Consider the following 21,608-nt stretch of genomic DNA (forward strand, 5'->3'; position numbering starts at 1 on the left):
ACTGCTTCTTATCAGAACGACGAGGAAATGCCGAACTTCAGGTTCTGAACCTTGTCGAAATCTTCCTTGGCGATCGGCCATGCGTAGTCGACACGCAGCGGACCGAAGGGCGAAGCCCAGATCAGACCAACACCGACCGATGCACGCAGCGACGAGTTGTTGCCCTGCACGGTTTCGCCCGGGGCCATCTTGACCTGGTTGCTGTAAAGCGTGCCGGCATCAGCGAAGACTGCACCGCGGAAGCCGCTGTCACGCGGGATACCCGGAAGCGGGAACGTCGCCTCGGCCGAAGCCGTGAAGTAGGTCGTACCGCCGAGCGCATCGCCCGTTGCCTTGTCCCGCGGACCAATACCGTTGCGCTCGAAGCCACGGATGTCGCTGGTACCGAGCTGGAACTGGTCGAAGACCTGCAGATCGCTACCGGTCTCGAAGATATGGCCAGCGCTACCGCCGAGTGAAGCGATGATGTCGGCTTCGTCGTTGACAGTGTAGTACCACTTGGCCTTACCGGTCATCTTGTAGAAGTCGGAGTCGCCACCGAGGCCGGCGAATTCATGCGTGAAGGTCGCAAGAATACCGTCATGCGGCAGCTGCGCATCGTCGAGCGTATTGTAGGTGATCGACTGCGAAACCGACGAACGGACCCAGTTGCCACCCTCGACCGCACGAACGTAAGGCGACGACAGCTTCGCAACGTTACCGCTATAGTCGAACTGCGTGAAGTTGTAGCGCAGCGTCGTCGACAGGTTCTCGGTGATCGGCGCGGTCACGCGCAGGCTGAAGCCCTGATCTTCGTAGCTGTAGTTGTCGTCATCGAAGTCGTTTTCGTTCTTGAAGACGTCGAAGCCTGCGGCCAGACGATAGCCAAGGAAATACGGCTCCGTGAACGAAACGTTGTACGTGCGGCTTTCATCGCCACGACCAGCTGCAACGCGGATGTACTGGCCACGGCCGAGGAAGTTCTTTTCTTCGATCGAAGCTTCGACGAGGAAGCCACCACCGCTACCGGCAGAGTAACCTGCACCGATACCGAATGAACCGGTCGACTGATCCTGTACGTCGACGATGACGACAACACGGTCAGCGGCGCTGCCCGGAGCGGTCGAAACGTTGACGCTCGAGAAGTAGCCGAGAGCCTCAAGGCGACGCTTGGCGCGCGCAACCATTTCCTGGTTGAAGGCGTCGCCTTCACCCATGTCGAACTCGCGACGGATGACGTAGTCACGGGTACGGGTGTTGCCGCGGATTTCGATACGCTCGACATAGGCGCGCTCGCCCTGATCGACGAGGTAGTCGACCGAGATCGTGTGGTTGCCGAGATCGCGGTTGCCGCGCGGCGTGACGCGAGCGAACGGGTAACCGGCCGAAGCGACGCGCTTCGAGATTTCGGTCATCGTCGCCTGGACGTCCTTGGCCTTGTAGACCGACCCCTCACGGCTCACGACGAGCCCCTTCAGTTCTTCGGCATTGACACCCTCAACGGTCGATTCGACGTTAACCGAACCAAAGTCGTAGCGCGGACCTTCTTCGACGGTGATCGTCACCGTGTACTCGTTGGTCGCCTCATTCAGGGCCGCATCCGAGGAAACGACCTGGAAGTCGGCGTAGCCGCGGTTGTAGTAGAACTGACGCAGCAGCTCTTCGTCCGCACGCAGCTTGTCGGGATTGTAGACGTCCTTGCGCGTAATGAAGGAGAAAATGCCCGATTCCTTCGTCGCGATGACCGACTGCAGACGGCCGTCGCTGTAGGCTTCGTTGCCGACGAAGTTGATCTGGGAAATCTTGGTGCGCTCGCCTTCGTTGATGACGAACGCGAGGTTGACGCGACCTTCGGCGACAGGAACGACCTGCGTCGTCACCGTGATATCGCTTCGACCGATCGCCGCATAGGCGTCCTTGATCGACTGGATGTCCGTCTCGACCGTCGCTTCGCTGTAAGGACCGAGCGGCTGCGTGCGCACGACGCCCTGCAGCTTGTCGTCCTTGATCTTGCGGTTGCCGTTGAAGACGACCTGGTTGACGAGCTGATTCTCGCTGACGTTGACGACCAGCGTGCCGCCGGAAACGTTGATGCTGACGTCGGAGAAGTAGCCGGTCGCATACAGGCGCTTCACGGAAGCGTCGATATCGGTGTTGTTGAAGCTCTTGCCCGGGACGATCGTGATGTTCGCACGAACCGTCTCAGCGCTGACGCGCGTGGCGCCGCGAACTTCGACACGATTGATGACCGCAGCTTCTGCAACGGACGTGCCTGCGAGCAACCCAACACCAGCGCCGGAAACAACAATGCTTGTTGACAGCGCAGCCGCCGACACCGCGTTCAAAAACCTTGAACCAGCTTTCATGTTCAAATCTTACCTTTTCCAAACGTCGCGCGGCAGTTTCGTGCCGACTCCGGTCACGGTTGCCGTTTTAACCGCTTTTCCCATACAAGCAAGCCAGCTCGTTAATTTCTGTTTACTTCAATTCGAACCGTGGCTTAACGGCCACTACAGCCTCGATTTATCGTAAACAAAACCTTTCGTCGCAAGCCGTTGAAAACCAATCGTTCACAGTATCCGTCGAAATCCCCCTCGCCGTTTCCCCGGCCGAACGCTAGCCGAAGAACATCGATATGTCGTTCCAGGTGGCAAAGACCATGAGCATGAGCACCATGGCAAAGCCGATCCGATAGGCGACATCCTGCGCGGCCGGGCCCACCGGCCTTCCGCGCAAGGCCTCAACCGCATAGAACATCAAGTGGCCGCCATCAAGCACCGGAACGGGCATGAGGTTAAGCAATCCTATGGAAACAGACAGGATCGCGGCAATATTCAGCAAAAACGGAATTCCAAGGGTCGCCATCTGCCCCGAAACCTTGGCGACGCGGATCGGTCCACCGATCTGATCCGCCTTCATCCGCCCGGTCACGACATTGGAGAGATAGTCGAAGGTGCCGGTGACGACATGCCAGCTTTGCAGGACGCCCTGCCCGACGGCCTCGATCGGGCCGTAGCTGACGGTGCGGAAGTTACCGGCTTCCTGGTCGGTCAGGATACCGATGACGCCGATTTCCATCTTGTTGCCGAACTGGTCCGTGAGCTCGGTGCGCTGCGGCACCATGGACAGATCGAGCATCGCGCCGTTGCGTTCGATGCGAATCGAAATCGGCATTTCCGGACGGACGCTGACATAGCGGCGAACGTCGTCGAAGGTGACGACCGGCGTGCTGTCGATCGAAATCAGTCGGTCTCCGGGCACGACGCCGGCCTGGGCCGCCGCACTGTTCTCATTCACCCGCGCAACCACCGGATCGGCGACCTGGCGTCCGTAGACGGAAAACAGAACGGCAAAGATGGCGATGGCGAGAATGAAGTTTGCGATCGGTCCGGCAGCGACCGTTGCCGCGCGCTTCCACAATTTGGCGCCGAGGAAGGTCTGGCTGCGCTCTTCCGGCGCCAGCGCCTCCAGGCGCTTGTAGTCCGGCACGCTCGCCGCATCCTCGTCGCCGTAGAACTTGACGTAACCGCCAAGGGGAATCGCCGCCAGTTTCCACCGCGTCCCGTGCCGGTCGGTCCAACCGACGAGCTCCGGGCCAAAGCCGATCGAAAAAGCGAGGATGCGGATACCCGACCAGCGGCCGACGAGGTAGTGGCCCATCTCGTGTACGAAGACCAGCAGCGTCAGCACCAAAAGAAATGGGATGACGTAGCCGGTCAGAATCTGAAGGGCATCAAACAGATATGTCATGAACGTTCCTCAAGCACCCATGGGCCTAAGCTCAAAGGCTATACAGGACTGATCCGAAAGCGATCTGGCGCCCATCGCTGACGAAATACTGAACCATGACCAGAATCAACGCCGCGACGCACGCGAAAATCAATCCATCGACCCGATCCATAACGCCGCCATGCCCCGGAATGAGACGGCTGGAATCCTTCACCCCAAAACGGCGCTTGATGAAGGATTCGAACAAGTCTCCCACTTGGCTGGCGACAGAAAGCACCAGCGCAATGATCGGAATCCGGAGATCTTGCAGCGAAAAATAAGCCATAAAGACGGCAACGCCGGCGAGGATGCCGCAAATTGTGCCACCGATGGCGCCCGACCACGTCTTGCCGGGCGATATGCGCGGGGCGAGCTTCGGTCCTCCGATCGCGCGGCCGGTAAAATAGGCGAAGATATCGGTCGCCCAGACGACGGCAAAGACGAACAGCGTCGCCATCAGGCCGAGATCGTCGGCGCCGCGAAGCGCGGCAAGCGAAATGCCGGTCAGCCCGGCATAGGCGATGCCACCCGGCAGCCACCAACTGGTCTTCTGCAAGGATACCCAAAGGACGGTGAGCACAACAAAGGCGGCCAGGACCGGAAGGCTGTAGCCGATGTATCCGGTCACGATCAGGCCGGCGATGATGACAATGGCCAGCCAACCAACGGCGTTGCCCTGGAAATCCCCTTCCTGGAGGCCAGTGATCGTCGACCACTCGTAATACACCAGCAGCGCAATCAGCGCCGAGAGAAGCTGGAATGCCAGGCCGCCGAACCAGGTCGCCGCCAGTGTCACCGCCGCGAGGACCACGCCCGAAGCGATACGAAGCTTGAGTTCAGTCTGCATCAGGAACCAACCGCCAGCGTGGGCTCGGTGACGCCGCCGAAGCGGCGCTCGCGGCAGGCGTATTTTTCAAGAGCCGCCAGGAACGTCTCGCGGGTAAAGTCCGGCCACAGCTCCGGAACGAAGATCAATTCCGAGTAGGCGCCCTGCCAAAGAAGGAAATTCGAGAGACGCTCTTCGCCGCTGGTGCGGATGATCAGGTCCGGATCCGGGATGTCCGATGTGTCGAGCGTCGCCGAGATACGTTCAGCGGTGATGTCCTCGGGCCGCAACCGTCCTTCCGCGACTTCCGTCGCCAGGCGCCGCATGGCCCGTGTCATCTCGTCCCGGGCGCCGTAGTTGAAGGCGATGACGAGCGTGATGCCGGTATTTGTCCGCGTCGTCTCCTCCGCCTCCACCAGCAACGGTAGAATGTCGCCCCGGAGGTTGGAGCGGTCGCCGATGACGCGGATGCGGACATTCTCGCGGTGCAGGTCGGCAAGATCCCGGCGGATGAAGGTCTTGAGCAACCCCATGAGATCGCTGACTTCCGCCGCCGGCCTGCTCCAGTTTTCCGAGGAAAAGGCAAAGAGCGTGAGGTAGCGAATGCCCAGCTCGCCCGCCGTCTTGACGGCGGCGCGAACGGTCTCGACGCCCTTGCGGTGCCCCATCGTGCGCGGAAGCCCACGCGCGTTCGCCCAACGCCCGTTGCCATCCATGATGATGGCAACATGTTCCGGAACGGTCGTGGAAGTGAGGTTTTGCATAAGGCGTCCGCGAAAGGAGACTCAGATCACGAGCAGATCAGACCTGCATGATTTCCTTTTCCTTCTCGACGAGCAAGCGGTCGATATCGGAAATCGTTTCGTCGGTCATCTTTTGCACGCGCTCGGACTGAGAACGGCTGATATCCTGGCCGATGTCGCCATCCTTTTCGGCTTTTTTCAGGTCGTCCATGCCGTCGCGACGAACGTGACGCACGGCGACCTTCGCCTTTTCGGCGTAGTCATGTGCCACTTTGACGAGCGACTTGCGGCGCTCTTCGTTGAGCTCCGGCAGCGGAATGCGCAGGTTCTGGCCGTCGATGATCGGATTGAGGCCGAGGTTCGATTCGCGAATGCCGCGATCGACGGCGCCGACCATCTGCTTGTCCCAGACCGAGACGGACAGCATGCGCGGCTCGGGAACCGTGATGTTCGCCACCTGGTTGAGGGGCACGCGCGAGCCATAGGCTTCGACGGTCACCGGATCGAGAACGTTCGCCGACGCGCGGCCGGTACGGAGCGACGCGATATCGCTCTTGAATGCGGAAATGGCGCCATCCATGCGACGCTTCAGTTCCTTCAGGTCAACACCTTCACTCATGGTCGAAACTCCCGTTCTATCATGCGCCGGCCGCAAGGCCGTTCTGCAGCTTCTTAGTTGTCTGTGACGATGGTCGCGCGACCGCCGCCGGTCAATATTTCCGCAAAGCCACCCTTCTCATGAATGGAGAAGACAACGATCGGAATGGCATTTTCGCGTGCGAGCGCGACGGCGGCAACATCCATGACGGCAAGGCCCTTCTCGAGGACTTCGCTGTGCGTCAGGCGGTCGAAGCGGGTCGCAGTCGGATCCTTCTTCGGGTCGGCGGAATAGATGCCATCGACCTGCGTGCCCTTGAAGATCGCCTGCGCGCCCATTTCGGCGGCGCGAAGGGCGGCGGCAGAATCGGTCGTGAAGAAGGGGTTGCCGGTGCCGCCGGCAAAGATCACGACGCGGCCGACGGAAAGATGGTAGAGCGTTGCACGCTGCGAGAAGCTCTCGCAGATCTCCGGCATCGCGATTGCCGAGAGCACCACCGTGTCGATGTCGAGCTTGCGCAGCGACGTTGCGAGCGCCAGCGCGTTGATCACGGTTGCCAGCATGCCCATGTGGTCGCCGGTCACCCGGTCGCCACCCTTGGAAGCGACGGCCACGCCGCGGAAGATGTTGCCGCCACCGACAACCACGCCCACTTCGACGCCCATGGCACGGGCCTCAGCGATATCTGCGGCGATCCGGTCGGCGACCGCGACATCGATGCCGAAGCCCTGGCTGCCCATCAGGGCTTCGCCGGAGGCTTTGAGTAGAACGCGTTTGTAGAGTGGCTCGGCCGGCATCATCGCTCCTGAACAGATCGGCGCGCGTGCGCACGAAGGCGGCGCACAGCGCATAAGGACACATTGCGCTCCATGGTTTCAACCGCAACGGCGTATTTTCCGGCGGGTCCAGCGCATTGACGAAGCCGGATACACGAAGGGCACCGCGTTGTCACGCGATGCCCCAAGGTTTTCCCAATATGGGTGAAGAAATCAGCCCTTGGCGACGGCTGCAACTTCTGCAGCGAAGTCGGACTCTTCCTTCTCGACGCCTTCGCCGAGCAGCAGGCGAGCCATACCGGTGACTTCGATCGGTGCGCCAGCGAGCTTTTCAGCGTCCTTGACGGCCTGACCGACGGTGATTTCCGGGTTCATGACGAAGGCCTGCGACAGCAGAGCGACTTCTTCGAAGAACTTGCGCATGCGGCCTTCAACCATCTTTTCGATGATGTTGTCCGGCTTGCCCGAGGCGCGCGACTGTTCGATGAAGACGTTGCGCTCGCGCTCGGCGACAGCGGCGTCGACTTCGTCGGCGCGGATCGCGAGCGGGTTGGTCGCAGCGATGTGCATGGCGACCTGACGGCCGACCGAGTACAGCACTTCCTTGTCGCCGACCGACTTCAGCGCGACGAGAACGCCGAGCTTGCCGATGCCGTCGCCAGCAGCGTTGTGGATGTAGGTTGCAACAACGCCGTCTTCGACCTTGAGCAGAGCTGCGCGGCGCAGCGTCATGTTCTCGCCGATGGTGGCAATCGCATCCTTGATGGTCTCATCGACCGACTTGCCGGTTGCCGGGTAGTTTGCAGCCGCAATGGCTTCAACCGAGCCGTCGGTGGTCAGCGCTACATTGGCAACGCCGCGGACGAGTTCCTGGAACGCTTCGTTGCGGGCAACGAAGTCGGTTTCGGAGTTGATTTCGACGACGACGGCCTTGACGCCACCGCTGACAATACCGATGAGGCCTTCAGCAGCCGTGCGGCCCGACTTCTTGTCGGCCTTGGCGATGCCCTTGGCGCGCAGCCAGTCGATCGCAGCTTCCATGTCGCCGTTGGTTTCGGCGAGCGCCTTCTTGCAGTCCATCATGCCTGCGCCGGTCTTTTCGCGCAATTCCTTCACCATTGCTGCAGTTACACTCATCTTATTGCCTCTTTGTCTGTTGGTTGGCGCGCTGCCCTTGAGGGCGCGGTACCAGGAGGTGTGGCAGGGAATGGCTTTTCATTGTGACACCGTGATGACTGCATCATCGCGGGCATTGTCCGGATCCAAGGATCCGAACGGATCGGCGCCACCCCTGGCTGAAAAGAACAAGGCCGTTTTGACTTTCATCACAAACGGCCTTGTCCCGACATTTCATTGGGGGCGGCAGAATTTATCTGCCGCCAAGGCCCGATCAGGCGTCGGAGGCCTCGTCGAGCGCCGGCTCAACCGGAGCTTCGGCGGATGCGCCGAGGTCACGGCCCGATGCGCCCTGCTGGCGTGCGATGCCGTCGATGGCAGCGCGTGCGATGAGGTCACAGTAGAGAGCGATGGCGCGCGAAGCGTCGTCGTTGCCCGGGATCGGATAGTCGATCTGGTCCGGATCGCAGTTCGAGTCGATGACTGCGACAACCGGGATGCCGAGGCGCTTGGCTTCGTCGATCGCGATCGATTCCTTGTTGGTGTCGATGATGAACATCAGGTCCGGTGTGCCGCCCATGTCGCGGATACCGCCGAGAGCGCGGTTCAGCTTTTCGCGTTCGCGCTCGAGGTTCAGGCGTTCCTTCTTGGTGAAGCCCGAAGCTTCCGAAGCGAGGATTTCGTCGAGCTTGCGCAGGCGCTGGATCGAGTTCGAAATCGTCTTCCAGTTGGTCATCATGCCGCCGAGCCAGCGAGCGTTGACGTAGTACTGGGCCGAACGCTTGGCAGCGTCAGCGATGATTTCGGACGCCTGGCGCTTGGTGCCGACGAACAGAACGCGGCCGCCGTTGGCAACGGTGTCGCTGACGATCTGCAGGGCGCGCGACAGCATCGGCACGGTCTGTGCGAGGTCGATGATGTGAACGTTGTTGCGATCGCCGAAAATGTACGGCTTCATCTTCGGGTTCCAGCGGTGCGTCTGGTGGCCGAAGTGAACGCCAGCTTCCAGAAGCTGACGCATGCTAAAATCAGGCAATGCCATGCCTTTTCTCCTTTTCCGGTTTAACCTCCGCGAAGCGTCGAGCATGTCTTTCGACCGGCCCACCGGCGGAACGATCCGGATTTCTCCCGGAACATCCCAAGCTTCACGTGTGGAATGGGCAGCCCCTTAACGGCAACCGCCCGATAAATCAAGCCGCAAACGCCGCTTTTTACCGCAATCGGCTATTTGCAGTCCTCGGATTTGAACACTTCGAGGTCCGCAAGCTTGCCGCTCAGGACGAAATCGCCGTAGTCCATCGTCAGATCGCGGGTAATCCCGTTCTCGTAGAGTTTGAACGACATGCGGTAGATCGGCAGCGCGTCGCCGCTCTTGTCGTCGTTGAAGTAGGAGATGGTCACCGGCCAGTAATTGTCGCCGCTGAGCTTGCCCGCCTTGCCGGCATCCGGTTCGTCCGCCGAGGGCTTGCGCGACTTGCCGACGAAGGTCGAGGTGATCAGGGTCTTGTCGCCCGAATCGGAGCCGTCGAAGATGCGCGCCTCAAAGAGGCTCTCGCCCTTCTTCGCCCGCGAGATCACTTCCATCATGTGCGCGGTCGGAAACCGGCTCGCCGCGAGTTCTATTTCGCGCTTGTCGGGCGCGGTCAGTTCGACCTTGACACCCGCCTTATCCTCATGCGCCGTCCCGCGCACTTCCTTGTCCAACTTCTCGTCGGTGAAGGAGCGAGTCAGGAAGCGGAAGTTGCCATTCTTCAGGTCCTCGTAGGTGGTCGTCTGCTGGTCGGTCAGACGCACTTCCTCGCCGGTATCGACCTGGGTGACGAAACGGAAGCTGACGGTATAGCCCGCGCAGGCCGAGCCATTGAACTCGTAGACCATGCGACCATACATGCCGGCGATACCGGAACGATCCGACGCATCCTTGAGTTCGAGATCATAGACGGCACGGTGCGGCACAAGGGCGTTTGCGTACGCCGCCGTGGCGCCCGATAGTGTCATGACGGCGAAACAGGCGCTGCCCAAAGTGACGAGACCGAAGCCTTTATGAAACATCCGTTTCCTCCTGTTGGACTCGCCGGCAATGCTATAAACAAGCGTTCGGCAGAAGCGAGGCGGCGTTCGCAGGAAAAAGCCGGCGCCCGCCGCGATCCGGCCTGAATGCAGGATTTTAACACAAAAGACAACAATGGAGCTTTCCATGTCGGCAGAGATCGAAGCGCGCCTCAAGGACCTCGGAGTGACCCTTCCCCAGGCTGCGACCCCGGTTGCAAACTACGTGCCCTACGTCATCAGCGGCTCGATGCTCTACATCTCCGGACAGCTTCCGATGGAAGACGGCAAGGTCGCCGTGACCGGCATCGTCGGCAAGGATGTGGACGTTGCCCGCGCACAGCGCGCCGCCGAACTCTGCTCGATCAACATCCTCGCTCAGGCCAAGGCTGCACTCGGCGGCGATCTCGGGCGCATCCGCCGCCTGGTGAAGATCAATGGCTTCGTCGCCTCGACCCCGGAATTCGTCGAGCAGCACCTCGTCATCAACGGCGCGTCCAACCTGCTCGCCACCGTGCTCGGTGAGGCCGGCAAGCATGCGCGCGCCGCCGTCGGCATGGCTTCCCTGCCCTTCAACGCCGCCGTCGAGATCGACGCCGTCATCGAAATCGCCTGACAGAGTGCCCGACATGGCTGACATTTCCTGGCTGAAAGCCCAACCGATTGCCCATCGCGGCTATCACGACATGAACAAACAGGTGTGGGAGAACACACTTTCGGCTTTCTCCCGCGCCGTCGACGCCGGCTTCGCGATCGAATGCGACCTGCAATATACCGCAGACAGCATTCCGGTCGTCTTCCACGATGACGACACGCAGCGCCTTTGCGGCATCAAGGGCGACGTGCGCGCCCGCACCGCCGGCGAACTCGGTCTGATGGCGATCGGCGGCACGAAGGACAAGGTGCCGACGCTGACGCAAATGCTGCGCCTGGTTGCCGGCAAAGTACCGCTCGTCATCGAGCTCAAGGGCCGCAAGGGGGATGACGAGGGCTTTGCCGCCGCCGTGCTCGAAACGCTCGAAGGCTACAAGGGTCACGTTGCGCTGATGAGCTTCGACCACTGGCTGCTCAAGGATCTGAAGGCGCTCGACGCGCCCTACCCGCTGGGCCTCACCGCGGAAGGCGCCAATCCGGAGACTTTCTTTGTGCATGAGGAGGCGATGCAGCTCGGGCTCGACTTCATCTCCTACCACTACGGCCACCTGCCGAACTCGTTCATCACCAAGGAACGGACGCTCGGCAAGACGATCATCACCTGGACCGTGCGCGACCGGCAGGCCGAAGCCTACACGTTCGCCCATGCGGATCAGATGACCTTCGAGGGTTTCGACCCGCGGGAGGCCCTGGTTTCCTAACGTAATGTCAGACGCCGTCACCCTCCGCATCGCGCAATCCTTCACCGATATACCGGCGGCACGCTGGAACGTGCTGTCCGGTGCATCGAAGGCGTTTCCCGGCGGCGTCTACAATCCCTTCCTCTCGCATGCCTATCTTTCGGCGCTCGAGGAGTCCGGGTCGGCGACGGCCAAGACCGGTTGGCTCGGCCAGCATCTGTTGCTTGAAGGCGGCGACGGCCAATTGCGCGGCGGCCTTGTCTGCTACCTGAAGAGCCACAGCCAGGGCGAATACGTTTTCGACCATGGCTGGGCAGACGCCTTCGAGCGCGCCGGCGGCCGCTACTATCCGAAACTGCAAAGTTCCATCCCCTTCACGCCTGCGACCGGACCACGGCTGCTCTCGGCGCCGAATGAAAACACGAGCGCCGTTCAGGATGCGCTTGCCGCGGGCCTGAAAGAGCTTGCCCGCAGACACGATGTCTCGTCCGCACACGTGACTTTCGTGCCCGAAGCCGAGATCCCTGCGCTTGAGCGCGCCGGGTTCCTGCACCGCACGGACCAGCAATTCCACTTCACCAATGAAGGCTATGGCTCCCACGCCGATTTTCTGGAGACCCTTGCCTCACGCAAGCGCAAGGCGCTGAAGAAGGAGCGCAGGGCTGCGCTCGAAAACGGCATTTCGATCGACTGGCTGACCGGCAGCGACCTGACGGAAGCGATCTGGGACGAGTTCTTCGCCTTCTACATGGACACCGGCGGGCGCAAGTGGGGCCGCCCCTATCTGACGCGCGCGTTCTATTCGCTGATCGGCGAACGCATGGCCGACGATATCCTGCTGGTGATGGCGCGCCGCAACGGCCGCTACATCGCAGGCGCGATCAACTTCATCGGCGGCGATGCGCTCTACGGTCGCCACTGGGGCTGCATCGAGGATCACCCGTTCCTGCATTTCGAAGTCTGCTATCACCAGGCGATCGATTTCGCGATTGCCAAGGGGCTGAAGCGCGTTGAGGCCGGCGCCCAGGGCGAACACAAGCTTGCGCGCGGCTACATGCCCGTCACCACCCATTCCGCCCATTTCATCACACATCCGGGACTTGCCCGCGCCGTCGGGGACTATCTTCAGCGCGAGCGCAGGGATGTGGAGGAAACCGGCGAAATTCTTGCAGAGCATGGACCTTTCCGCAAAGGTGACCGGCAGGACGACTAAACCGCTTTTCGTGAAGCCGGTTTCATTAGACGAGGAAGAACAATGAGCTACGACGACAACAACATCTTCGCCAAGATCCTGCGCGGCGAAATTCCCTCGCATCGCGTCTATGAAGACGACGCGACGATCGCCTTCATGGATGTCATGCCGCAGGCCGAAGGCCATCTCCTCGTGGTGCCGAAATCCCCCTCGCGCAACCTGCTCGACGCCGATGCCGCAACGCTTCCGGCGCTGATTGCTACCGTGCAGAAACTGGCCGTTGCCGCCAAGGAAGCTTTCGACGCCGATGGCGTTACGATCATGCAGTTCAACGAAGCGCCGGCCGGACAGTCGGTCTTCCATCTGCATTTCCACGTCATTCCGCGGCAAGCAGGCGTGCCGCTGAAGCCGCATTCCGGCACGATGGAAGACGGCGCCATCCTCGCGGCCAATGCCGAAAAGGTAAGGCAGGCGCTCTAATCGCGCTCATATCATCCACTCGGGGAACCAGGAGCCGGCGAAGCCGGCTCTTTAACAGACGGTCAGTTGAAAGACCTCGCCTCGGCCTAAAAGCCCAACCACCACAGGCCCAGCGCCAATGCGGCAATCGCTGAGGCGATCCCGGTTGCCGGCTTTCGTCCAAACAGGAAGAAGGCGGCAGCCCCAAATGCGACGGCGCCGGCGCGCAGCCATAGCGGGGATTGTTCGAGTACGCCCGTGGGATAGAGAATGAGCTTTGCGATGACCGCTGCGACCAGCGCGGTAGCCACTGCCCTCACCCAGTTCAGTGCCTCGGAATCATCGCGCAGCTTGTTGCCGGTGATGACACCAAGCCAGCGCCAGATGTCGGTCGCCAGCCAGCCGGCAATCGCGATGAAGACATAGGCCCACCACCCATCCTGCCAGGTCATGCTCCCACCTCCTTGCGTTGGCGCCAGAGGCGTTCGACCAGCCAGGCAAGCGTGCCGCCGACAAGGCCGGCCAGCAGAATGTCGAACTCCGGAAACAGCCAGTAGAACAGCGGCCCGCCGGCAAGACCGAAGAGCAACGCCACGTAGACGACGGGGTGGCGCGCCGAATGCCAGATCGAGGCGAGGAAGTAGACCGGCGTCAGGAAGAAGAGGCAGCCGGCGACGATTGGTGGGAAATCGGCGACGAAGTGGTAGACGACGGCGACAAGCAACATGTTTGCCGCCACCAGAGTGATACCGAAGCCCGCGAAAAAGGCGACGCGCCGCTCTCGCGGCACCTGCGGCACCTTCTCCATTGCGAACACCCAGGCGGTGATCGCGACGAAATGCGAGAGGAAGAGCAGAAGCCAAGTCGGCGTGCGCGACCCGCGCAATTCCGGTATCAGCGCGGCGACCATCGGCATCAGCCGGACGGACGACAGCGAGACCGCGAGGAAGGCGGTCGCAAGTCCCGCGCCACTCATCATCGAGCTCACGAGAATGACCTTGGCCGGGAGCGCCCAGACCATGCCGACCATGAAGACCACTTGCTCGACGGGGATGCCGGCCTGGGCCGTCAGCGAACAGAAGCCGACAAAGGACAGCATCAGAATGAAGGCCGGCAGGCTGAAGATGCCGCGCATGCCTTTCCCGAACCAGGCGAGCGAAGATTGCTCGTCTTCTTCTCTCTTCATCGGCGATTCCGGATTGTTTCCAACTCGACCACGACGACCCCGGATCGAATCGTCCGGGATCAGCAAGGCCGAATATAGGCTATCGGACCGGCCCGCGGGCGAAAAACCGCGCTGGGGTTTCTATTTCGTCCTCAAAGAAAAACGGCGCCGGATGGTTTGCATCCGGCGCCGTCGAACGTGTCTTGCGGGGTTACTTCTTGCGCGGCACCTTCGGCACCGTGCGGCCCTTTCTGGGAGCCGCGTCGCCTCCCCCGGCTTCGTCATCCGTTGACGCCTTGGCGGCAGCCTTCTTCGGCTTGGACTTCGGCGCGGGCTCGGCGCCCACCTCTTCCTTGTCTTCGGCCTTCTTCGGCTTCGTCGCCTTCATTGCCGGGCGGGATACTTCCGCCTTCGGCTTGATCGGCGTTGTCTCCGGAACTGCATCGAGCAGCAGGCCCTTGGTGCCATCGGCCTTGGTACCGATCGTCACCTTGACGACGCCGCCCTTCTTCAGCTTGCCGAAGAGGATTTCATCGGCGAGCGGCTTCTTGATATTTTCCTGGATGACGCGGGCGAGCGGCCGCGCGCCCATCTTCTCGTCGTAGCCCTTCTCGGCCAGCCAGGCGATCGCCTCCGGCGCGAGGTCGAAGGTGACGTTGCGCTCGGCGAGCTGGGTTTCCAGCTGCATGACGAACTTCTGCACCACCTGGTGGATGACCGGGGTCGGCAGCGAAGCAAACGGAATGACCGCGTCCAGACGGTTGCGGAATTCCGGCGTGAACAGGCGGTTCAGCGCCTCTTCATCTTCGCCCGTACGCTTGGAAGAACCGAAACCGATCGCGGCCCGGGCCATTTCCGATGCGCCGGCATTGGTCGTCATGATCAGGATGACGTTGCGGAAGTCGATCTTCTTGCCGTTGTGATCCGTCAGCGAACCATGGTCCATGACCTGCAACAGGATGTTGAACAGGTCCGGATGCGCCTTCTCGATCTCGTCGAGCAGAAGCACGCAATGCGGATGCTGGTCGACGCCATCGGTCAGGAGGCCGCCCTGGTCGAAGCCGACATAGCCGGGAGGTGCGCCGAGCAGACGCGAAACCGTGTGCCGCTCCATGTACTCCGACATGTCGAAGCGCAGGAGCTCTACCCCAAGCGAGGTCGCAAGCTGCTTGGCGACTTCCGTCTTGCCGACGCCGGTCGGGCCGGAAAAGACGTAGCAGCCGATCGGCTTGTTCGGTTCGCGCAGGCCGGCACGGGCCAGCTTGATCGACGAGGCGAGCGCCTCGATCGCCAGGTCCTGGCCGTAGACGACCGAGCGCAATTCGCGCTCGAGGTTGGCAAGCACAGCTTCGTCGTCCTTGGAGACCGTCTTCGGCGGAATGCGCGCCATCGTCGCGATCGTCGCCTCGATCTCCTTCTCGGTGATCAGCTTGCGGCGCTTGCTGGCGGGAAGCAGCATCTGTGCGGCACCGGATTCGTCGATCACGTCGATCGCCTTGTCCGGCAGCTTGCGGTCGTTGATGTAGCGGGCCGACAGCTCGACGGCCGCCTTGATCGCCTCGTTCGAGTATTTCAGGTGGTGATACTCTTCGAAGTAAGGCTTCAGGCCCTTCATGATTTCGATCGCGTCGGCAATCGTCGGCTCGTTCACATCGATCTTCTGGAAGCGGCGGACAAGCGCCCGGTCCTTCTCGAAGAACTGACGATATTCCTTGTAGGTCGTCGAACCGATGCAGCGGATCGCACCGGAAGACAGTGCCGGCTTCAACAGGTTCGACGCATCCATGGCGCCGCCGGAGGTGGCACCGGCGCCGATCACCGTATGGATCTCGTCGATGAACAGCACGGCGCCCGGATAGTCCTCGAGCTCCTTGACCACCTGCTTCAGGCGCTCTTCGAAATCACCACGATAGCGCGTACCGGCAAGCAGCGTGCCCATGTCGAGCGAGAAGATCGTCGCATCCTGCAACGCTTCCGGCACCTTCTTTTCAATGATGCGCTTGGCAAGGCCTTCGGCGATCGCCGTCTTGCCGACGCCGGGGTCACCGACATAGAGCGGATTGTTCTTCGATCGGCGGCACAGCACCTGGATGGTGCGGTTCACCTCGGCGTGACGGCCGATCAGCGGATCGATCTTGCCGGACTTCGCCTTCTCATTGAGGTTGACGCAATAGGCGGTCAGCGCGTCCTGCTGCTTCTTGGCGCTTGCCTCTTCGTTGTCGCGCGCGGGCTTCTGCTCGCTCTCGTGATCGTCGGAGCCGCGCACCGGGCGGGCTTCGGAGCTGCCGGGCCGCTTGCCGATGCCGTGCGAGATGAAGTTGACCGCGTCGTAACGGGTCATCTCCTGCTCCTGCAGGAAATAGGCAGCGTGGCTTTCGCGCTCGGCGAAGATCGCGACCAGCACGTTGGCGCCGGTCACTTCCTCGCGGCCGGACGATTGGACGTGAATGACCGCCCGCTGGATCACGCGCTGGAACCCGGCCGTCGGCTTGGAATCTTCGTCGTAGCCGGTCACCAGGTTCGAAAGTTCGTTATCGACGTAATCGGTTACGGTCTTGCGCAGCGTCTCAAGATTGACATTGCAGGCGCCCATCACGGCCGCCGCGTCGGCATCGTCGATCAATGCCAGAAGCAGATGCTCGAGCGTAGCGTATTCGTGGTGGCGCTCGTTGGCAAAAGTCAGTGCCTGGTGCAGCGCCTTTTCGAGGCTGGGCGAAAATGTTGGCACGTTAGTTCCTCATTTCTTTTCCATGACGCATTGCAACGGATGCTGATGCTGCCGGGCGAAATCCATCACTTGCGTCACCTTGGTTTCGGCGACCTCATAGGTGAAGACGCCGCACTCTCCCACGCCGTGATTGTGGACGTGAAGCATGATGCGGGTCGCCTCTTCCGGGTTCTTTTGAAAGAAGCGCTCCAGAATATGGATGACAAATTCCATCGGCGTGTAATCGTCATTCAAAAGCAGAACACGATACAAACTCGGCTTTTTGGTCTTCGGCTTGGTACGCGTGATGACGGACGTGCTGCGGTTGTTGCCGTTCCCCTCATCATCGCTACCTTGCTGCATCCGGACCGGCATGGCGATCATTCTTGTCAGTTCCTTGTCCAGCAGCGACCCATCGAACTCGGCCGCAGCCTGCTTGCCCTTTATCTAATGGTTCGTTTTCAGATTTTAAGACCGAACCAACACACTGCAATCATAATCGCACGTTGACCGGCAAGATTGATCAACTTTCTTTGGGCTGCGCACAGCTTATGCGAAAAACAAAAAGGCCGGTCGCAGCGCTGCGACCGGCCTTTTTATTGGGAAATTGTTCTAGCCGGTGATCAGGCTGCTGCAGCGGCTGCCTTGACTGCTGCCGTAGCCTTGGCAACCGGCGCTTCGTAGGGCTTGTAGGCGTCCTTGGCGAGGTCGGCATACATTTCACCGATCTTCGTTGCTTCGGCGACGAAGCCTTCGTAGCTCGACTTCACGAAGTTGGTCTGCAGTTCGAACGCAGCCTCGACGCTTTTGACGCTGGTCAGCTTTTCGACATGCGCGACGCTGTCCTCGAACGACTTCTTCGAAAAGTCAGCGGCTTCGGTCGCGATAGCCTGAAGACCCTTGGTCCAGGCGGAATAGCTCTTCACAGCCACGTCAATGGCTTCCTTGCTCTTCTTGTTTGCATCGTCGAAGTTGAACATCCGGTGTCTCCTTGGTGACGGCCTGATCTGGAGGCTTCAGTTTATGTGCACTGCACAAAAAGTCAAGACGAGTGTGCGATGCAATAAAATACAACAGATGCAACAACTTGATGAAATATCGCGGTCCGGCATGAAATTTCTTGCCGCATTCACTAAAGCCCCAAGGTGAGCAATGGCGAGCAATTGCCCAGCGAGACATCAACCTCCCGCACAAAACAATAAACCCCAAAAATCCCAGGGATTTTCGGGGTTTATACTGAAAGCGTCCGACGTTGGACCTTAGAGGTCGATGTCGAGGATCGCCATGGAGAAGTTGTAGGAAAGCTCGCCGTCTTCCTCGTCGCGGAAGACCACACCGAGGAACTCGTCACCGAGATAGACTTCAGCGGACTCGTCCTTCTTCGGGCGAGCCTTGACGACCATCTGCTGATTGAAGGTGCGCTTGAAATAGGCTTCAAGCTTGCGGATTTCTTCGGGCTTCAAAACACGTCTCCGTAGCCGTTTAAACTGTGCGGCGCTTCTCGCACGCTGCATCGGCGGGTGTAAACCCCTCGAAAGAGGCTACGCACCGGTTCCCGCATGTCAGATATCGAAGCTGGCAAGGATCTGGTCCATTTGGCGCGACGGTTCGGAACAACCGGCCTCGCCCACGACCTTTGCCGGCACGCCGGCCACGGTCGATTTCGGCGGCACCGGTTTCAGCACGACCGAACCGGCAGCAACGCGCGAGCAGTGCCCGATATGGATATTGCCGAGGATTTTCGCTCCGGCGCCGATCAGGACGCCATCTGCGATCTTCGGATGGCGATCGCTGCCCTCCTTGCCCGTGCCGCCAAGCGTCACGCCGTGCAGGATCGAGACATTGTCGCCGATGACGGCCGTCTCGCCGACAACGAGGCCCGTCGCATGATCAAGGAAGATGCCGCGGCCGATGCGGGCGGCGGGGTTGATGTCCGTCTGAAAGACGCTGGACGCGCGGCTCTGCAGGTAGAAGGCGAAATCCTTGCGGCCGCGCTTCAACAGCCAATGGGCCAGGCGATGCGTCTGTATCGCGTGGAAGCCTTTGAAATAGAGCACCGGCTCGAGGAATCGGGTGCAGGCGGGGTCGCGGTCGTAGACGGCCTGGATATCGACACGCAGGATGGTGCCCCATTCCGGCCAGTCCTCGAGCATTTCAGAAAAGGTCTGGCGCAAAAGGTTCGCTTGCAGATCCGGGTGATCCAGCCTTTCGCAGATGCGGTAGATCACGCTTTCTTCGAGGGAATGCTGGTTGACCACGGTGGAATAGAGGAAGGCCGCGAGCATGGGGTCGTGCTCGGCGGCGACCCGGGCTTCTTCGCGCAGGCTATTCCAGATCGGGTCCATAACTTTCAGCGCTTCTGCCTGGCGAAGTTCGGTCTTGGCGACCATCGTCGCTCTCCTTCCTTGTCCGTGCCTGCCATCACTATAGGGGAAATCAGGCGTGACTTAAATGGCGTCTGGCGGCGACAACGATACGCTAGGCGCGATCGATCTCCGCCAGAAATTCGAGCACCGCTTTCTTGAAAACCCGGTCGCCGACGGCGAGCATATGGTCGCGGCCGGGAATGTCGAGCGCCCGCGCATGCGGCATCAACGCGGCAAGTTCTTCGGCCGATCCGGCGATATCATCGGTCGTCCCGACGCCGATCAGCGTCGGCTGCTCGATGCGCGCCATGTCCTGCGGCGTCAGCAGATCCCGCGAGGTCGAGATACATGCCGCAAGCGCCTGCCGGTCGCTCTTGGTCTGGTCGGCAAAGGCGCGGAACATGCGCCCGCGCGCATGGGTCACGTCGTCGAGCGACGGCGCCACCAAAGCGTCGGCAATCGGATCCCAATCCCCTACCCCCGACACCATGCCGATGCCGAGGCCGCCGAAGACCAGCGAGCGCACGCGGTCGGGATGCGCGAGCGCCAGGAAGGCCGAAATGCGCGCCCCCATCGAATAGCCCATGACATGGGCCTCGGCGATCCCGAGATGCCCGAGCAATGCAGCGGCGTCACCCGCCATCTGCTGCGGGCGATAGAGTTCCGGGTCATAGGGCTTGCTGCTCTTGCCGTGGCCGCGATTGTCGAGCGCGATGACGCGGTATCCGGCATCGCCCAGCGTCTTCAACCAGCCCGGAAACACCCAGTTGACGTTGGCGCTTGAGGCAAAGCCATGGATGAGCAGAATGGGCGCGCCGGACGGGTCGCCTTCATCGAAGAAGGCGATCTCCAGACCGTCATGATTGAAACGGGAAAACGGCGGCGGGGTGAGATCCATCTATTCATCCTCGGGCATATCGATCCGGCGCAACCTAGTTCGTCGCTTTGGCGGGCGAAACCCCGCACCGGCAAAAACCACAACTGCGGCAGCTTTGCCGCTACACATTTCCGGCAAAGCTGACTATGGTGCCGCCAAATTTGACCTTCAGACTTGCATTCATCGGAGCATGACATGGCCGGCCACAGCATCCCGCATTTCCAGAATGACGGCGGACATCAGGCAATCGAAATCGGCGTCAAGGAATTCATGTGCACCGGCGCATCCGTTCCCTACGATCACCCGCACATCTTCATCGACATGGGTGACGACAGCGAGAAGGTCTGCTCCTACTGCTCCACGCTCTACCGCTACAATCCGAAACTGAAGGCGACCGAAACCAATCCCCCCGGCTGCCTCTTCGCCCATAAAGCCGCCTGATAAGCGGCGATGTCGCGCCCCGTCGCGATCATCGGCGCCGGCATCGGCGGCCTCACGGCTGCCCTGTGCCTCGCCCGGCGCGGCTTCGAAGTCGACATCATCGAGCGGGCAACGGCGCTGACCGAAGTCGGCGCCGGCCTGCAGCTCTCGCCGAACGCCTCCCGTATCCTCATCGAACTCGGCCTGCTTGCGCAGCTTGAGAGCGTATGGACGGAGCCCGAACGCATCGGGCTCGTTGATGGCCGCTCCTTGCGCGCGCTTGCCAACGTATCGGCCGGAACCTTCGCGCGCCGCCGCTGGCATGCGCCCTATGGCGTTCTTCACCGCGCCAGCCTTCAGAAAATCCTGCTGCAGGCCGTTCAATCCGAACCGCGCTGCCGGCTCCACCTCGGGTGCCAGATCGACAAGCCCGGGGAACAGGCGATCGCGGACGTGACCGGGCGCAAGCCGGACGTCGTCATCGGCGCCGACGGCATCTGGTCGCGGCTGCGCGAGAGCGTGCCCGGCGCCGGCCGCGTCCGGTTTTCCGGCAATGTCGCCTGGCGAATGACGCTTGCAGCCGACATCGCCGCGGGCGTGCTGAAGCGCGACGACGTCACCGCCTTCCTCGGCCCGCACGCCCATCTCGTCGCCTACCCCCTGCGGGAAGTCGGCGGCTTCAACCTCGTCGCCATCATCGAGGGCAAGGAGACCGACGCGGTCTGGGTCGGCAAGGATTCGGACGAGCGGCGCCAGGATTGCCTGAACGCCTTTTCCGGCTGGAACCCAGGCATCCGCTCTCTTCTCGAGAAGGCGGTTGCGCCCACCTACTGGCCACTCTGCACCGTCGACGACGGCGCCTGGCAGGATGGGCAAAGGACTGTGCTGATCGGCGATGCGGCCCATGCAATGACGCCCTTTGCGGCCCAAGGTGCGGCCATGGCCATCGAGGACGCATTCGCGCTTGCGGCCTGCCTGTCTGAAGACCTCAGCGTCTCGGATTCCTTGCGGAAATTCGAAGCCCTTCGCCGGCCGCGCATCGCGCGTGTCCGCCGCCGCGCGGCCTTCAATCATTTCGCCTATCACGCCCGCGGCCCGGTGCGCATCGGCCGCGACATGGTGCTGAAGCTCAAGGGCGCCGACGCGCTCGCAGCCGACCTCGACTGGCTCTACGGCTACGGCGCGCCAGAACGCTAGAAAGCCGCAGCTCGCTGCAATTTGGCCCGGCTCACC

General features: G+C 61.3%; 24 protein-coding genes. 7 read left to right on the forward strand and 17 right to left on the reverse strand.

Translation table 11 applies throughout. The features are described from left to right. Window positions 1-11: 11 nt before the first annotated feature. Entirely contained in the window at window positions 12-2,345 is a 2,334-nt protein-coding gene (gene bamA, locus M2267_RS25640; protein ID WP_429118422.1) for an outer membrane protein assembly factor BamA, read from the reverse strand. On the opposite strand from bamA, the gene M2267_RS25645 reads away from it, so the two are divergent. Next, entirely contained in the window at window positions 2,287-2,511 is a 225-nt protein-coding gene (locus tag M2267_RS25645) for a hypothetical protein (protein ID WP_192447221.1), read from the forward strand. The genes bamA and M2267_RS25645 overlap by 59 nt on opposite strands. Window positions 2,512-2,595: 84 nt before the next feature. Here M2267_RS25645 and rseP read toward each other — a convergent pair whose 3' ends face one another. The 8 genes from rseP to M2267_RS25685 all read right to left on the reverse strand — a co-directional run bounded on the left by rseP (window position 2,596) and on the right by M2267_RS25685 (window position 9,858). Beyond that, complete coding sequence (rseP, locus tag M2267_RS25650; protein ID WP_205239023.1) at window positions 2,596-3,729, reverse strand: RIP metalloprotease RseP; 1,134 nt, start codon at window positions 3,727-3,729, stop codon at window positions 2,596-2,598. Window positions 3,730-3,760: 31 nt separating this feature from the next. Beyond that, window positions 3,761-4,594, reverse strand: coding sequence for a phosphatidate cytidylyltransferase (locus M2267_RS25655; protein ID WP_043622178.1), 834 nt, complete (start codon window positions 4,592-4,594; stop codon window positions 3,761-3,763). Then, the gene (locus M2267_RS25660) at window positions 4,594-5,337 is read right to left on the reverse strand and encodes an isoprenyl transferase (protein WP_429118426.1); all 744 of its coding nucleotides are present in this window, start codon (window positions 5,335-5,337) and stop codon (window positions 4,594-4,596) included. The genes M2267_RS25655 and M2267_RS25660 overlap by 1 nt, the downstream gene beginning before the upstream one ends. 37 nt (window positions 5,338-5,374) lie before the next feature. Beyond that, window positions 5,375-5,935, reverse strand: a complete 561-nt coding sequence (gene frr, locus M2267_RS25665; RefSeq protein WP_034796704.1) for a ribosome recycling factor — start codon at window positions 5,933-5,935, stop codon at window positions 5,375-5,377. A gap of 53 nt (window positions 5,936-5,988) precedes the next feature. Continuing rightward, on the reverse strand, window positions 5,989-6,711 hold the full coding sequence (gene pyrH / locus M2267_RS25670; RefSeq protein WP_429118429.1) for a UMP kinase: 723 nt from the start codon (window positions 6,709-6,711) through the stop codon (window positions 5,989-5,991). Between the two features lie 192 nt (window positions 6,712-6,903). Continuing rightward, the gene (tsf, locus tag M2267_RS25675) at window positions 6,904-7,827 is read right to left on the reverse strand and encodes a translation elongation factor Ts (RefSeq protein WP_043622170.1); all 924 of its coding nucleotides are present in this window, start codon (window positions 7,825-7,827) and stop codon (window positions 6,904-6,906) included. Window positions 7,828-8,080: 253 nt separating this feature from the next. Further along, complete coding sequence (rpsB, locus tag M2267_RS25680) at window positions 8,081-8,848, reverse strand: 30S ribosomal protein S2 (protein ID WP_043622167.1); 768 nt, start codon at window positions 8,846-8,848, stop codon at window positions 8,081-8,083. 182 nt (window positions 8,849-9,030) lie between these two features. Beyond that, the gene (locus M2267_RS25685; protein WP_192446038.1) at window positions 9,031-9,858 is read right to left on the reverse strand and encodes a cell envelope integrity EipB family protein; all 828 of its coding nucleotides are present in this window, start codon (window positions 9,856-9,858) and stop codon (window positions 9,031-9,033) included. 145 nt (window positions 9,859-10,003) lie between these two features. Between M2267_RS25685 and M2267_RS25690 the strand changes: the two genes are divergently transcribed. Genes M2267_RS25690 through M2267_RS25705 form a run of 4 tightly spaced genes read left to right on the forward strand, consistent with a single transcriptional unit; the run spans window position 10,004 to window position 12,861 of the window. Continuing rightward, window positions 10,004-10,471: a RidA family protein gene (locus M2267_RS25690; protein ID WP_043622203.1), complete on the forward strand. Its 468-nt coding sequence runs from the start codon at window positions 10,004-10,006 to the stop codon at window positions 10,469-10,471. Window positions 10,472-10,484: 13 nt separating this feature from the next. Beyond that, the gene (locus M2267_RS25695; protein WP_060516956.1) at window positions 10,485-11,210 is read left to right on the forward strand and encodes a glycerophosphodiester phosphodiesterase; all 726 of its coding nucleotides are present in this window, start codon (window positions 10,485-10,487) and stop codon (window positions 11,208-11,210) included. Window positions 11,211-11,214: 4 nt separating this feature from the next. Continuing rightward, window positions 11,215-12,402, forward strand: coding sequence for a GNAT family N-acetyltransferase (locus M2267_RS25700; RefSeq protein WP_429118432.1), 1,188 nt, complete (start codon window positions 11,215-11,217; stop codon window positions 12,400-12,402). A 42-nt stretch (window positions 12,403-12,444) separates the two neighbouring features. Next, entirely contained in the window at window positions 12,445-12,861 is a 417-nt protein-coding gene (locus M2267_RS25705; RefSeq protein ID WP_043622157.1) for an HIT family protein, read from the forward strand. A gap of 86 nt (window positions 12,862-12,947) precedes the next feature. Here the strand turns inward: M2267_RS25705 and M2267_RS25710 are convergent, their stop codons facing one another. The 8 genes from M2267_RS25710 to M2267_RS25745 all read right to left on the reverse strand — a co-directional run bounded on the left by M2267_RS25710 (window position 12,948) and on the right by M2267_RS25745 (window position 19,976). Next, the gene (locus tag M2267_RS25710) at window positions 12,948-13,292 is read right to left on the reverse strand and encodes an AzlD domain-containing protein (protein WP_043622154.1); all 345 of its coding nucleotides are present in this window, start codon (window positions 13,290-13,292) and stop codon (window positions 12,948-12,950) included. Then, complete coding sequence (locus tag M2267_RS25715) at window positions 13,289-14,026, reverse strand: AzlC family ABC transporter permease (RefSeq protein ID WP_043622151.1); 738 nt, start codon at window positions 14,024-14,026, stop codon at window positions 13,289-13,291. Before M2267_RS25715 ends, M2267_RS25710 begins: the two co-directional genes overlap by 4 nt. Window positions 14,027-14,216: 190 nt before the next feature. Next, window positions 14,217-16,733 carry an ATP-dependent Clp protease ATP-binding subunit ClpA gene (gene clpA, locus M2267_RS25720; protein ID WP_429118437.1) on the reverse strand — a complete coding sequence of 839 codons (2,517 nt, stop codon included), beginning with the start codon at window positions 16,731-16,733 and terminating at the stop codon, window positions 14,217-14,219. 9 nt (window positions 16,734-16,742) lie between these two features. Beyond that, window positions 16,743-17,096 (reverse strand): ATP-dependent Clp protease adapter ClpS, encoded by a 354-nt coding sequence (clpS, locus tag M2267_RS25725; protein ID WP_043622145.1) that lies wholly within the window; start codon window positions 17,094-17,096, stop codon window positions 16,743-16,745. Window positions 17,097-17,335: 239 nt separating this feature from the next. Continuing rightward, the gene (locus tag M2267_RS25730) at window positions 17,336-17,692 is read right to left on the reverse strand and encodes a phasin family protein (protein ID WP_034796735.1); all 357 of its coding nucleotides are present in this window, start codon (window positions 17,690-17,692) and stop codon (window positions 17,336-17,338) included. 279 nt (window positions 17,693-17,971) lie between these two features. Then, the gene (locus tag M2267_RS25735) at window positions 17,972-18,175 is read right to left on the reverse strand and encodes a DUF3126 family protein (protein WP_034796738.1); all 204 of its coding nucleotides are present in this window, start codon (window positions 18,173-18,175) and stop codon (window positions 17,972-17,974) included. Window positions 18,176-18,274: 99 nt separating this feature from the next. After that, complete coding sequence (gene cysE / locus M2267_RS25740) at window positions 18,275-19,102, reverse strand: serine O-acetyltransferase (protein WP_043622142.1); 828 nt, start codon at window positions 19,100-19,102, stop codon at window positions 18,275-18,277. Window positions 19,103-19,190: 88 nt separating this feature from the next. Next, window positions 19,191-19,976: an alpha/beta fold hydrolase gene (locus M2267_RS25745; RefSeq protein WP_043622138.1), complete on the reverse strand. Its 786-nt coding sequence runs from the start codon at window positions 19,974-19,976 to the stop codon at window positions 19,191-19,193. 174 nt (window positions 19,977-20,150) lie between these two features. On the opposite strand from M2267_RS25745, the gene M2267_RS25750 reads away from it, so the two are divergent. Together M2267_RS25750 and M2267_RS25755 are read left to right on the forward strand one after the other, a co-directional pair. After that, window positions 20,151-20,396: a zinc-finger domain-containing protein gene (locus M2267_RS25750; RefSeq protein ID WP_043622135.1), complete on the forward strand. Its 246-nt coding sequence runs from the start codon at window positions 20,151-20,153 to the stop codon at window positions 20,394-20,396. 9 nt (window positions 20,397-20,405) lie between these two features. After that, window positions 20,406-21,572, forward strand: a complete 1,167-nt coding sequence (locus tag M2267_RS25755; RefSeq protein ID WP_043622132.1) for an FAD-dependent monooxygenase — start codon at window positions 20,406-20,408, stop codon at window positions 21,570-21,572. Window positions 21,573-21,608: the final 36 nt, after the last annotated feature.

Origin of the sequence: Ensifer sp. KUDG1 (assembly GCF_050434285.1) — a bacterium.
Taxonomy (GTDB): domain Bacteria; phylum Pseudomonadota; class Alphaproteobacteria; order Rhizobiales; family Rhizobiaceae; genus Ensifer.

Bases quoted from the DNA above. Each gene is read 5' to 3' on its own strand.
- rseP (WP_205239023.1), bottom strand. From the start codon at position 3,729: ATGACATATCTGTTTGATGCCCTTCAGATTCTGACCGGCTACGTCATC.
- cysE (WP_043622142.1), bottom strand. From the start codon at position 19,102: ATGGTCGCCAAGACCGAACTTCGCCAGGCAGAAGCGCTGAAAGTTATG.
- M2267_RS25705 (WP_043622157.1), top strand. From the start codon at position 12,445: ATGAGCTACGACGACAACAACATCTTCGCCAAGATCCTGCGCGGCGAA.
- M2267_RS25710 (WP_043622154.1), bottom strand. From the start codon at position 13,292: ATGACCTGGCAGGATGGGTGGTGGGCCTATGTCTTCATCGCGATTGCC.
- tsf (WP_043622170.1), bottom strand. From the start codon at position 7,827: ATGAGTGTAACTGCAGCAATGGTGAAGGAATTGCGCGAAAAGACCGGC.
- M2267_RS25660 (WP_429118426.1), bottom strand. From the start codon at position 5,337: ATGCAAAACCTCACTTCCACGACCGTTCCGGAACATGTTGCCATCATC.
- rpsB (WP_043622167.1), bottom strand. From the start codon at position 8,848: ATGGCATTGCCTGATTTTAGCATGCGTCAGCTTCTGGAAGCTGGCGTT.
- M2267_RS25750 (WP_043622135.1), top strand. From the start codon at position 20,151: ATGGCCGGCCACAGCATCCCGCATTTCCAGAATGACGGCGGACATCAG.
- M2267_RS25695 (WP_060516956.1), top strand. From the start codon at position 10,485: ATGGCTGACATTTCCTGGCTGAAAGCCCAACCGATTGCCCATCGCGGC.
- bamA (WP_429118422.1), bottom strand. From the start codon at position 2,345: ATGAAAGCTGGTTCAAGGTTTTTGAACGCGGTGTCGGCGGCTGCGCTG.
- M2267_RS25745 (WP_043622138.1), bottom strand. From the start codon at position 19,976: ATGGATCTCACCCCGCCGCCGTTTTCCCGTTTCAATCATGACGGTCTG.
- M2267_RS25655 (WP_043622178.1), bottom strand. From the start codon at position 4,594: ATGCAGACTGAACTCAAGCTTCGTATCGCTTCGGGCGTGGTCCTCGCG.
- M2267_RS25700 (WP_429118432.1), top strand. From the start codon at position 11,215: ATGTCAGACGCCGTCACCCTCCGCATCGCGCAATCCTTCACCGATATA.
- M2267_RS25715 (WP_043622151.1), bottom strand. From the start codon at position 14,026: ATGAAGAGAGAAGAAGACGAGCAATCTTCGCTCGCCTGGTTCGGGAAA.
- M2267_RS25730 (WP_034796735.1), bottom strand. From the start codon at position 17,692: ATGTTCAACTTCGACGATGCAAACAAGAAGAGCAAGGAAGCCATTGAC.
- M2267_RS25690 (WP_043622203.1), top strand. From the start codon at position 10,004: ATGTCGGCAGAGATCGAAGCGCGCCTCAAGGACCTCGGAGTGACCCTT.
- pyrH (WP_429118429.1), bottom strand. From the start codon at position 6,711: ATGCCGGCCGAGCCACTCTACAAACGCGTTCTACTCAAAGCCTCCGGC.
- frr (WP_034796704.1), bottom strand. From the start codon at position 5,935: ATGAGTGAAGGTGTTGACCTGAAGGAACTGAAGCGTCGCATGGATGGC.
- M2267_RS25645 (WP_192447221.1), top strand. From the start codon at position 2,287: ATGCTTGTTGACAGCGCAGCCGCCGACACCGCGTTCAAAAACCTTGAA.
- clpS (WP_043622145.1), bottom strand. From the start codon at position 17,096: ATGATCGCCATGCCGGTCCGGATGCAGCAAGGTAGCGATGATGAGGGG.
- M2267_RS25755 (WP_043622132.1), top strand. From the start codon at position 20,406: ATGTCGCGCCCCGTCGCGATCATCGGCGCCGGCATCGGCGGCCTCACG.
- M2267_RS25685 (WP_192446038.1), bottom strand. From the start codon at position 9,858: ATGTTTCATAAAGGCTTCGGTCTCGTCACTTTGGGCAGCGCCTGTTTC.